Source organism: Streptomyces sp. NPDC046197, assembly GCF_040646295.1.
In the GTDB taxonomy this organism is placed as follows: Bacteria; Actinomycetota; Actinomycetes; order Streptomycetales; family Streptomycetaceae; genus Streptomyces.
Genome location: NZ_JBEYZY010000085.1, coordinates 1 through 4,316, shown reverse-complemented (window position 1 = coordinate 4,316; position 4,316 = coordinate 1). Strand labels below are relative to the sequence as shown.

Annotated in this window: 4 protein-coding genes; 1 reads left to right on the top strand and 3 read right to left on the bottom strand. The window is 36.1% G+C overall.

The window, feature by feature from the left end:
* A partial coding sequence (locus tag AB0A61_RS40870) for a type ISP restriction/modification enzyme (protein WP_361304657.1) occupies positions 1-546 on the bottom strand: 546 nt, incomplete at its 3' end.
* A gap of 75 nt (positions 547-621) precedes the next feature.
* Positions 622-1,818, bottom strand: coding sequence for a M20 family metallopeptidase (locus AB0A61_RS40865; RefSeq protein WP_015082999.1), 1,197 nt, complete (start codon positions 1,816-1,818; stop codon positions 622-624).
* A 110-nt stretch (positions 1,819-1,928) separates the two neighbouring features.
* Between AB0A61_RS40865 and AB0A61_RS40860 the strand changes: the two genes are divergently transcribed.
* Positions 1,929-2,777, top strand: a complete 849-nt coding sequence (locus AB0A61_RS40860; RefSeq protein WP_361304650.1) for an IS982 family transposase — start codon at positions 1,929-1,931, stop codon at positions 2,775-2,777.
* 347 nt (positions 2,778-3,124) lie between these two features.
* Here AB0A61_RS40860 and AB0A61_RS40855 read toward each other — a convergent pair.
* A protein-coding gene (locus AB0A61_RS40855) for an IS3-like element IS981 family transposase (protein ID WP_361304654.1) occupies positions 3,125-4,236 on the bottom strand; the annotation gives its coding sequence in 2 pieces (ribosomal slippage) (positions 3,125-4,020 and positions 4,020-4,236; 1,113 coding nt in all).
* Positions 4,237-4,316: the final 80 nt, after the last annotated feature.

Sequence of the window (4,316 nt, the reverse complement as noted above, 5' to 3'; positions counted from 1 at the left end):
GTTCGAGATAGTTATTGAATTATTGAAAATAATAGTGTCTAAGGCTCCTTTTTTAGGATGTTTCATCTTAGTCACTTTATAATCATCAGAGCTAACTGACACCGTCACTCCAGGGTATGACACTTGTTTCTCGTAATTCAGATGCAGATTAGATAACTCCTTTCCAATCCGAATAAACGCTTCTTTATTTCGGACTAGCGGAATCCGCGCCAAGCTCTTTTTTAAATCATTGGCATACATATCCCGATATTCGGGTGAATGAAGCAAACCATACACATAATAAACAATGTCAGCCTTATCAATATCATAATTGCCTACTACATTGTCATATTTAACGTCAAGAAGCCCTGTCGTATCTTCCAAATTCTTCAAAAAACTTTTACCGGACGTAAGCAACGCATATTCTGGAACGTTATTTGTCATCAAGACAGAGAACTCGGAATTTGTGGACACATACAAAACCTTGTCATTAAGTGACATCGCAGTATCGTAGTTTGACGGACGGTGAATTAAATCTCGTCCATAATACAACCTTTTTCTGGACAGAGGATAGAAATATTTTTATAAGTTTATTAAATAACGAAGGAGCAACTTTAGCTACAAATCTTGCTATTTGTAAATCTACATTTTTTTATTGAAAAATAGATAGTTTATAGTTACAGTTGCAACTGCTTTAGCCGCGATTAAAATACTTTTCTCATTCATTTTAAATAAAGGGCTATGATGGGGATAATTTCCGCCGTCTTCAGGCTGTGCACCAATGTAAAAGAAAGTACTTGGTACAACTTGCCCATAATATGAAAAATCTTCAGAAGGATTTTGTGGTCCTAAATCGACTATATTATTGACTTCTGAAATATTCTGATCTTTTAAGCTGTCAACTACAAAGTGAGTGAGATTTTCTGAATTAAAGAGTACAGGATAGTTATCGTCATAATCTACAATCACTTCAACCCCAAAGGTTACTCCAACGCCTTTAGCAATTTGTTTCACTTGGTCTCGGATGACTTTTCTAGTTGTTTCTTTCATCATCCGAACATCCCCTTTTAACACTACTTTATCTTGTATAGCATTAAAACTTCCTGCTCCATCAAATGATCCAATAGTTACAGTACCCATGTCAAATGGATCTATTCTTCTTGAAATTACTGTTTGGAGTTCAGTTACAAAGTAACTAGCGGCTACTATTGCATCATTACTTAATTGTGGCATAGAAGCGTGACCTCCGTTTCCTTTGATTGTAATGGTGAAATTAGAACGTCCCGTTTGAGTTTCTTTATTATGATAGGCAATGACCCCTGTTTTAATTGTAGTCATCACATGAACCCCGATCATATTATCGACACCGTCAAGAGCTCCTGCTTTAATCATACCTTTGGCACCACCAGGAGATACTTCCTCTGCTGGTTGATGGACAATTCTAACTCTTCCCGGAAGTTCTTGTTTTATTTTTACTAGTTCTCTAGCAAGTACCATCAAATATGCAGTATGTGCATCGTGTCCACAGGCATGCATTACTCCTGGATTGACCGATTTAAAACTTAAATCATTATCTTCAAAAATAGCAAGAGCATCAAAGTCTGCTCTCAACGCAAGAGTTTTTCCGGATTTTCCACCTTCAATATCAACGATGATTCCAAATCCCTTTCCGATAAGTTTTGGTTCACAGTCAAGTTCTTTATAAAAGCCCATAATATACTTAAATGTTTCTTTTTCTTGAAAAGAAATTTCTGGGTATTGATGAAGATGACGCCTAATTTGAATCATTTCATTCTCATATTGTGTTAAGCTAGTCAACAAATTATTAAGTAGTTTCATATGATACCTCTAAACTTTCTACCCGAATTGCTAGTTAATTTCATTGGAAAATAAATAAGTCGTGCTATCCTAATCTAAAACCACTAAGCATTAGAAAGCGCACGACTTATATGACTTATAATAGCACACTTCCAAAAGTTTTTGTTTATTTACTGACAACCATTGAGACGATTTATCAAACGAGTGTTCCCCTTGAGGTTCAAAACCGAAAAAACGTCCATCTCGCAACATCAGATTGCTTAGTTATCGCTTGTTACCTCTGGGGCGTACTGCATTTTAGTGAAACACTTAAAGCTAAGCACCAATTGGCTCAAAGTTTATTTCCTAATTTCCTAGAATATTCTCGCTTTGTCCGCCGTTGTAATGCCCTCTTACCGAGTATCCAAGTCATTCGCCAAGCACTCGTCTTTAAAGAGGTTGAAGGAATGAGTGTATCCATTATTGATAGCTTCCCCATTCCTTTGTGTCAGCCTATTCGTAATTTCAGAAGCAAAGTTCTTGGAGATGATGCAAATGTTGGCTACGATGCTACAAAGGGACAGTACTTCTATGGATGTAAATTTCATGCTTTAGTCAGTGAATCAGGCTATGTCATAGACTACACAATTACTCCTGCTTCAATGGCTGATAGTTCAATGACCGAGGAAGTGTTGAGTCAATTTGGGACACCAACAGTCCTTGGAGATATGGGATATCTAGGTCAGTCACTGCATGAAAGGCTGGAATTAGAAGGAATTGATCTAATTACACCTGTCAGGAAGAACATGAAGCAAAAGAAAATCCTTTTCCCTAATTTTTCAAAACATAGAAAAGTGATTGAGCGAGTTTTCTCTTTTTTGACAAATCTAGGAGCTGAGCGTTGTAAAAGTCGTTCGCCTCAAGGTTTTCAATTGAGATTAGAGATGATACTTTTAGCGTATTCTTTACTGTTAAAATCAGCTAAATCACTGGAACCATAGACTTTAAGATATTCTATCGGGTATCAAGTCATGGATAAATAATCAACTAGCAATTCGGGTATATGGAGGATATTTCAATGAAAAAATTTTTTAAATATAGTAATTATTTATATTTTGTTGTGGCGATATTAAGTTTAATTGCTTATTTTACTAAGAAAGATATGGATAATAATTTTTGGTTAATTATGTTTTTTGCATGGTCATGTTTTGGTTTTACTTCTATGGCAAGAAAAAAAGATAAGGACAAAAACAATGAAAATAATTAAACGGACTTTATTATCTTTTATGGCATTTGACGTTAAGTCAAGTTTTTAGAGTAACAAACGTAGAATTTTAATCTATTTATTTTAAGCACTTACCTTTTCAAATTGATTAGGTGTAAGATACCCTAAACTTTGATGGATTCGTTTTGAATTATAAAAGGCTTCGATGTACCAGAAAATACTCTGATAGGCTTCTTCAAAGTTCTTATATTTAAATTGATACACCCACTCTCTTTTTAAATGTCCATGCCAAGATTCAAGACTGGCATTATGATAAGGGTATCCCCTTCGACTGAAAGAGTGAGTCATCCCATAATACTTAAGCAACTCTTCATACTCTAGACTCGTATACTGGCTTCCTTGGTCAGAATGAAGAATAACAGCTTCTGGATAGTCTTGTGATTTAATGGCCTTATTTAAAGTTCTTTGCACTAATTCTACAGTCATTCGCTTGCCCAAATCCCAAGCAATGACTTTTTTAGTATAACGATCCATAATGGTTGAGAGATAAGCCCATCCTTGTTGAGTAGGAATATAAGTAATGTCGGTTGACCAAACCTTATTTTTCTTTGTAGGTTCAGTCTGTATAAGATTTTTTCGATTGATGTGATCACTTAGTGAGTATCCAGGCTTAAATTTCTTAATGACTACAGACTTGAGTTGAAGTTGCTTCATTAGCTTCTGTACCAGTTTTAACCCGACTTTTTCCCCTTGTTTAAGTAGAAGATGATGAATTTTAGGAGCACCATAGATTCCTCGGTTAGCATTGAAGAGTTGAGACATTTTGAGTGACAGGTATTGTCTCCTTAATTGAGTTTTAGATGGATGTCGGTTAATCCGTTCATAATAACTTGATTCAGGAACATCAAGGAGTTGACAGCTTAGTCTGACATTGAGTGCTAAAGTTTGTATGGTTTGAGCCATATCCGCAGCACTCACTTCTTTTTCTCGGCGAATATGGTCAATACTTTTTTTAAGATGTCTCGTTCTTCCTTAACTTTAACCAGTTGTCTTTTTAATTCTAGAAAATCAGCTTTAGAGACGGAGCTTTCATTAGATTTAGAGTAGAGGTCTATCCATTTATAAATTGTTGCAGGGGCCACGTCGTATTCTTTAGACAGCTGGGTGACGGATTGACCAGAATGATAGAAGGCGATAAGGGTTTCTTTAAATTCTTTTGAGTAGCGTTTTTTCATGTTTTTGTCCTCCGTCGACTCGTTGGGAAAGCCGATCCGCATGAGCGCGGTGGCGTACTCGGACGTCTGCAACAGGCCGG